7 protein-coding genes are annotated in these 7,082 nt (G+C 62.0%); 1 reads left to right on the top strand and 6 read right to left on the bottom strand.

From position 1 onward, the window contains the following. The 5 genes from RA29_RS21675 to dctP all read right to left on the bottom strand — a co-directional run. Positions 1–1,188 (bottom strand): AMP-binding protein (locus RA29_RS21675; protein ID WP_039690063.1); only part of this gene is annotated, 1,188 nt, incomplete at its 3' end. Next, positions 1,185–2,447, bottom strand: coding sequence for a malonyl-CoA decarboxylase (locus RA29_RS21670; RefSeq protein WP_039690061.1), 1,263 nt, complete (start codon positions 2,445–2,447; stop codon positions 1,185–1,187). The genes RA29_RS21675 and RA29_RS21670, both read right to left, overlap by 4 nt. Continuing rightward, positions 2,444–3,760 (bottom strand): TRAP transporter large permease, encoded by a 1,317-nt coding sequence (locus RA29_RS21665; protein WP_039690059.1) that lies wholly within the window; start codon positions 3,758–3,760, stop codon positions 2,444–2,446. The genes RA29_RS21670 and RA29_RS21665 overlap by 4 nt, the downstream gene beginning before the upstream one ends. Beyond that, positions 3,760–4,308 carry a TRAP transporter small permease gene (locus RA29_RS21660; protein WP_039690057.1) on the bottom strand — a complete coding sequence of 183 codons (549 nt, stop codon included), beginning with the start codon at positions 4,306–4,308 and terminating at the stop codon, positions 3,760–3,762. Before RA29_RS21660 ends, RA29_RS21665 begins: the two co-directional genes overlap by 1 nt. A gap of 62 nt (positions 4,309–4,370) precedes the next feature. Then, positions 4,371–5,357 carry a TRAP transporter substrate-binding protein DctP gene (gene dctP, locus RA29_RS21655; RefSeq protein WP_039690055.1) on the bottom strand — a complete coding sequence of 329 codons (987 nt, stop codon included), beginning with the start codon at positions 5,355–5,357 and terminating at the stop codon, positions 4,371–4,373. A gap of 134 nt (positions 5,358–5,491) precedes the next feature. Between dctP and RA29_RS21650 the strand changes: the two genes are divergently transcribed. Further along, entirely contained in the window at positions 5,492–6,148 is a 657-nt protein-coding gene (locus RA29_RS21650) for a GntR family transcriptional regulator (RefSeq protein ID WP_039690054.1), read from the top strand. Between the two features lie 8 nt (positions 6,149–6,156). On the opposite strand, the gene RA29_RS21645 is transcribed toward RA29_RS21650, so the two are convergent. Further along, positions 6,157–7,082: AMP-binding protein (locus RA29_RS21645; protein ID WP_039690052.1), on the bottom strand; the 926-nt coding region annotated here is incomplete at its 5' end.

Here is a 7,082-nt window from a genome sequence, read left to right as displayed (position 1 = left end):
GCCAACAATATGCACATACCCGTCCGCGTCGATCTTCCCCAGATCGCCGGTGATGAAAAACCCGTCCGCGCGCAGCTCGGCCGCGGTCTTTTCCGGCATCTTCCAATAGCCCTGAAAGACATTCGGCCCCCGCACCTCAATCAGCCCCACCTCACCGTCGACCACAGGCTGGCCGCTCGCACGGTCCGTCACCTTCAGTTCCACCCCCGGCAGCGGCATCCCCACGGTGCCCGCCCTCCGCTCCCCGTCATAGGGGTTCGACGTGTTCATGTTCGTCTCGGTCATCCCGTAGCGTTCCAGAATGCGATGCCCCGTGCGCGCCTCGAACTCGGTATGCGTATCGGCCAGCAGCGGCGCACTGCCAGACACGAACAGGCGCATGTGCCCGACCAGATCACGGGTCAGCCGCGCATCACCCAGCAAACGAGTGTAGAATGTGGGCACGCCCATCATCGCCGTCGCCTGCGGCAGATGGGCAATCATCTGCTCGGTGTCGAATTTCGGCAGAAAGATCATCGCACCCCCGGCCAGCAGGGTGATGTTCGTCGCCACAAACAGCCCATGGGTGTGAAAGATCGGCAGGGCGTGCAGCAGCACATCGCTGTCATCAAACCGCCAATACGCCGCCAGCGTCCGCGCATTGGACAGCAGATTGTCCTGCGACAGCATCGCCCCCTTCGACCGGCCCGTCGTGCCCGAGGTATAGAGAAACGCGGCCAGATCATCCGCGCCCCGCGCCACCGTGGGATAGGTGACAGCCTTCGACGCCGCCGCCTCGGCCAAGCTGCCCGAGCCATCCGCATTCAGTGACGTCAGCGCCGCGCCCAGCGGGTCGGTGACCCCGCGCAGGGCCTCCATGGCCGCGCCATCGCACACGACCAGTTTCGCGCCGCTGTCCTCAATGAAATACGACAGCTCGTCCGTGGTATACCCTGTATTCAACGGCAGAAAGATCACCCCCGCCTGCATGCAAGCGGCATAAAGCGCCAGCGCTTCCGGCGACTTGTGGACCTGCGCCGCCAGCCGATCACCGGGCACCAGCCCCGCATCGGTCAGCACATGCGCAAACTGCGCCGCCTGCCCTAGAAACTCTGCGTGAGACAACACCCCACCATCTGCCAGATGCAGAAATGGGGTCGCTTGCCCCGCATGCTGCCCGAACAACGCATCATAAAGGGGGTTCGTCATGTGCGGGGTTCCTCGGCCAGCAGTTTCTTTCCGCTCCCGCTCAGTGACCTGATCTCGGACGAGGCCGATATCGTGCCCGACGCGGCAAAGCGCTCATGGTTCTGGGACACTTTGGCCAGATCGTAAAGGTAATTGACCATCACACCTGACGATTGGGCCATACCCTTGTCCGACACGTCCGCGCTTGCATGAACCTTGCGCACCTGCGCGCCGTTGCCCAGATGGAACCGCGCCACCGGATCGCGCGGCGCACCGCCATCGCGCTTGGCCTCCAACAGATAATGCGCCGCCAGAGCGCGCAAACGCTCCGGGTCATCCGCCCCCACTTTCACGGCCATCTCATCAAGCCAACCATTCAGCCCCGGAATGGGCGACAGGGTGACAAAGGTCTTCAACCCTGGCAACTGCATCGACAGATCCATCGCCACTTGTTTGATCAGCGAATTGCCAAAGGAAATGCTCGCCAACCCCGCCTGACAATTCGAGATCGAGTAGAACACCGCCGTGTCCGCCTCTTCCGCCACGATGGCGCTCCGGTCCTCGGACAACAACGCCTGGACGCTGTCGGGTATGCCCTTGGTCAGCGCCACCTCGACAAAGATCAACGGTTCGTCCGCTATCGCCGGGTGAAAGAACGCAAAACAGCGCCGGTCCACCGGCTCCAGCCGCCGCCGCAGATCGTCCCAGCTGTCGATGGCATGCACCGCCTCATAGGCGATGATCTTGTCCAGAATATGCGCGGGGCTTTCCCAATTGATGGGCCGCAGCACCAGAAAGCCCCGGTTGAACCACGAACTGAACAGATGCTGAAAATCCAGATCCAGCGCCCCCAGCGCCGGGTCGGTGCGCGCATAGCGCAACAACTCCGCCCGCATCGACACAAGCGCGCTGGTGGCCTGCGGTACCCGGTTCAGGCGCCGAATAAACTCCTGCCGTCTTGGCTCCGCCGCTTCGGCAAAGGCTCTGTAGGTCTGCCGCCCCGGCTCCGCTTCATAGGCTTCCAACGCCTCCCGCACCGCACCCGGATCAAAATCCATCGCGGTCGCCAGATACTCAAAGAACCCAAGCCGCGCGTCTTCGTCCATGTCGCTGAACCGATCCAGGATCAACCGCCCCAGGTTCTGCCCCGACATCTCGCCATCGGCACCCACCAGCGCCTCCGCCAGTTCCTCGGTCGACCGTGCGTCATCCCGCGTAGGCCCGCTGATCCGCATCCGACGTTCAAACACCGTCGACAGAAGATCAGCCAGCATCGTCATCGCGCGGCCCCCATCACCGTGTCTGGCAACCACGTCGCAATGCCCGGAAAGATGCACAGGATGATAATCGCAATCACCATGCACGCCACGAACGGCAACGACCCCTTCAAGATCGTCTTCAGCGAAATATCCGGCGCAATCCCGTTGATGACGTAGAGGTTCAGACCCACAGGCGGCGAGATCAGGCCAATCTCCATATTGATGGTCAGGATCACCGCAAACCAGATGGGATCGAAGCCCGCCGTGATGATGATCGGCAGCAGGATCGGCGCCGCCATCAGGATCACGGCCACGGGCGGCAAAAAGAACCCCGCGATCAGCAGGAACACATTCACCGCCCCCATCAGCACCCAGCGGTTCACATCCAGCGTCCCGATCCACTCGGCAATCGCCTGCGTGATGAACAGCGACGACAGCATGTAACTGAACACACCCGCTGCGGCGATAATGAACAGGATCATCACGCTTTCCTTGGTGCTGTCGCGCAGCACGACCCACAAATCACCGGGGTTCCACAGCTTGTAGATGATCATCGCGATCAGCAGGCACATCAGCGCGCCCACGGCGGCCGTCTCGGACGGCGTCGCCACACCACCATACATCGCATAAAGCACCCCGATGATGATCACGATGAACGGGATCACACGCGGCAGGATCTCGAACTTCTGCTTCCACGTATACGCCGTCGCACTCAGCACAGTCGCATCCCCCGACCGCCACGTCGCATAAAGCGACCACGCCATGAACAGCGACACCAGCAAGAGCCCCGGAAACACCCCCGCCAGAAACAACCGCCCGATCGAGGTCTCGGTCGCGATCCCATACACAATCATCGTTACCGACGGCGGGATCAGAATGCCCAGCGTGCCGCCCGCGGCGATGGACCCCGACGCAATCGCATCCGGATACCCCCGCTTGCGCATCTCCGGAATGCCCATCTTGCCAATCGCGGCACAGGTCGCAGGCGACGACCCCGACATGGCCGAAAACAGCGCACAGGCGCCAAGGTTCGAAATCACCAGTCCCCCCGGCACACGGGTCAGCCACCGCTCCAGCGCCTCGTAAAGGTCTGCGCCTGCCCGGGTCGAGGCAATCGACGCCCCCATGATGATGAACATCGGGATCGACAGCAGCGCAAAGTTGTCGAGCTTCCCAAACAGGATCTCCGGCATCAGCTCCAGCGACCGCACGCCGTCAAAGATGATCAGAAAACCCGCCGACACGATCAGCAGCCCCAAGGCCACCGACACGCCCGAAAACAGAACAAATATCGTGGCCACAGCCACAATCGCCCCCAGAACAAGCGGATCCATCAGCCGTCCTCCAGCCCAAAGGGTTTTTCAACACCCGTCAACACAGCCACCAGATCCGCAACCAACTGCAACAAGAGCAAGCCAAAGCCGATGGGGATGGACAGGTACGGGATCCATAACCGCACACCCCAGACAGTGTCCGACCGCCAGCCGCGATCCCACGCGAAATGCCAGTATTCATAGCCGTAAAACAGCATCACCCCGACAATCAGGATCGACACCGACAGCGTGACCAACGCCAACCCCATCCGCGCACGACGCGGCAACGCCAGCGGGATCAGGTCCACGTTCACATGCCCCCGCAACCGCTGCACGTAAGGAAGCCCGATCAGCGTCGCAGCGACCACCAGATAGATGACCGCCTCCGTCTGCCACACGGTCGATCCATTCAGTACAAAGCGAATGAAAATCATCTGACATGTGATCGCCACCGCGGCCACGATCATCGCCGCCGAACACCACCCGGCGAGGGTCGAAATCGCCGCCACAAGGCGCAGGAAAGGGTTGTTGCCGACAGGTGCCGCTGCGGCATTGCTCTGGCCAGCCATGGCGGCCTCCTCCCAGGTTTATGCGTATTGGGGGCGGCGCACCCGCCGTCCCGATCAGCCGATCACTCGACAGACAGCGCCAGATCCAGCAATTCCTGCCCGCCCGGCGTGTCAGCAACAAACGCCTTGTAGGACGTCTCCTGCGCCAGCGCGCGCCAGGCATCGAACTCTTCCTGGCTCATCTGGGCAATCTCGACGCCATTGTCGGCAAAGACCTCGGCAGAGTTTGCATCCTGCTTCTTGGCCTCTTCCAGATAGAAGGCTTCGGCCTTCTCCGCCGCCGCCATCAGTGCGGCCTGCTGCGCCTCATCCAGCCCCTCAAAGGTCGACTTGTTCATCAGCATCGGCTGATACATGAACCACAGCGCAAAATCGCTCGCGGGCGTATAGCACGCCACCTGCTCATAGATGCGGTAGCTGACAAAGGACGATGACGACGTATTCGCCGCCGTCAGAACACCGGTCTGCATCGCATTGTAAATCTCCGACGACGCCATCGACGCGATAGAGGCTCCGGCACCCGCCAGCATCTGCTCAAACGCCTTGCCCGCCGCGCGGGTCTGCTGGCCCTGCACGTGCTCAGGCGATGTGATGCAACCATCCTTGCCGACAAACCCACCGGCCAGATAGCCGTGGACCAGAACCATCACGTCATCCTCGGCCATGATCTCTTCGATCCGGCCCATGAAATCGCTCTCGTTCAGGCGCGCGGCGTGGTCGTGGTTCTTCACCAGCCCCGGCATCAGCGTCAGGTTATAGGCAGGCTGCTGACCACCCGCATAACTCAGCGGAAAGACGGTCATGTCCAGCTGCCCACGGCTCAGCGGCTTGTATTGCTCGCGCGGTTTGAACAGTGATTTCGACGGGAAAATCTTGATCTCCAGATCGACATCGGCGGCGGCCACCTCATCGGCCACGATCTGCGCCACCTGATGGCGCACATCGGCTGTTGACCACTGGTGCGACAGGCGCAATTCGGCAGCGCCCGCCGTCAAAGAACCCGCAAACAGGGCGGCTGACGCAACAGCGGCAGTGAATTTCAGTGTCATTGTTTTCCTCCCAGAAAGCCCCGAGTCGACCTCGGGTATCGTGTCAGGATGCGCTCTTTGCGTTCCAAGTCAACTTTTTTGTATACAACAGGGATATTGTTGCGTGCCGGATTGACGAATGCTAACACAACGCTATGGAGCAAAAACGATCCGACATCATCGCCAACCAGATCGAAGAGCTGATCTTTGACGGCACGTTCAGCGATGGCGAACGGCTGGACGAAGTGCAGCTGTCAGAGCGTTTCGCCGTCTCCCGCACCCCGATCCGCGAGGCGCTGCTCAGGCTCGCCCAATCCGGCCTTGTCGCGCATTATCCCAGGCGGGGCGTCTTTGTCCGCCAACCCGGCCCCATCGAGCTGATCGAGATGTTCGAGGTCATGGCAGAGCTCGAAGCCACCTGCGCCCGCCTCGCCGCCACCCGCATTTCCGACGCCGCCATCGACGAATTGAAGGCGACAAACGCGCGCTGCAACGCCGCCGTGCAGGACAGCGACACCGAGCGTTACTACCGCGAAAACGAACAGTTCCACGCCATCCTCTACCGCGAATCCGGCAACAGCTTTCTCGAACAGGAATGCCTGCGCCTGCAGCGACGGCTACAGCCCTTCCGCCGCACGCAACTGCGCCTGCGCGGGCGACTGAAACAGTCCATGAAGGAACATGAGCAGATCGTCTCGGCCCTGGTCGAGGGCGATGGACAGGCCGCCTCCGACACCATCCGCAGCCATGTCGCGGTGCAGGGCGAGAAATTCCACCACCTGATGTCGCGTCTGAAAACCGCCGCCGAATAGCGGCAGGCTCAGATCATTTCGGCCAGCTTGAGCCGCTGGATCTTGCCCGACGGCCCTTTCGGCAACTCGTCTAGAAAGTGGATGCTGTCGGGTGATTTGAACTTGCCCAACCGCGCGTGGCACAGCGCGATCAGCGCCGTTTCGGAGAGGTCCGAGCCGGGCTTCACGCTCACCGCCGCCTCAACCCGCTCCCCATAGCTGGTGCAGGGCCGGGCAAAGGCCGCCGCCTCGATGATGTCCGGCTCGGAATAAAGCACCTCATCAATCTCGCGCGGCGCGATGTTCTCCCCGCCCTTGATGATCAACTCTTTCAGCCGACCCGTCACAAAGACATACCCGTCCTCGTCGATATGCCCCAGATCGCCCGTGCGCAGCCACTCACCCGCAAATGTCTTGGCCGTGGCCTTCGGATTGTGCAGATACTCGACCATCACGTTCGGCCCGCGAATGGCAATCTCCCCCTCCTGCATCGGCGGCGCATCGGTCAGCTCTGGCGTCAGAATCCGCACTTCATTGCCAAAGGCCACACCCGGCGAGCCGATCTTGCGCACACCCGGCGGCAGCGGGTTCGACAGGATCTGCGCCGCCGTCTCGGTCAGCCCCATCGTCTCGATGATCGGCACGCCAAACCTCTCTTCAAACGCCGCCTGTGTCTCCACCGCCAGCGCGGACGAGGCCGACCGCCCGAACCGCAACCGCGCCGACACGGCGGCACTCGGGTTCGCGTCCCCATGCAGCAAATGGCTGATGATCGTCGGCACAACAGAAAACCACGTCACCTCCCCCCGCTCCGCCTGATCCCAGAACTTGCCCGCAGAAAAGCGCGCCGTCATCGCCAGCGACCCGCCCGACACAAGCGAGCCCATCAGCGTCACGCACAAGCCGTTGATGTGGTAAATCGGCAGAACGCAAAACTCGCGCGGCGCGATGTTCT

Origin of the sequence: Tateyamaria sp. ANG-S1, from assembly GCF_000814025.1 — a bacterium.
Taxonomy (GTDB): domain Bacteria; phylum Pseudomonadota; class Alphaproteobacteria; order Rhodobacterales; family Rhodobacteraceae; genus Tateyamaria.
This window is presented reverse-complemented; position numbering and strand designations above follow the sequence as displayed.

Coding starts and splice junctions, on each gene's coding strand:
- RA29_RS21665 (WP_039690059.1), bottom strand. CDS start 3,760: ATGGATCCGCTTGTTCTGGGGGCGATTGTGGCTGTGGCCACGATATTT.
- dctP (WP_039690055.1), bottom strand. CDS start 5,357: ATGACACTGAAATTCACTGCCGCTGTTGCGTCAGCCGCCCTGTTTGCG.
- RA29_RS21670 (WP_039690061.1), bottom strand. CDS start 2,447: ATGACGATGCTGGCTGATCTTCTGTCGACGGTGTTTGAACGTCGGATG.
- RA29_RS21660 (WP_039690057.1), bottom strand. CDS start 4,308: ATGGCTGGCCAGAGCAATGCCGCAGCGGCACCTGTCGGCAACAACCCT.
- RA29_RS21650 (WP_039690054.1), top strand. CDS start 5,492: ATGGAGCAAAAACGATCCGACATCATCGCCAACCAGATCGAAGAGCTG.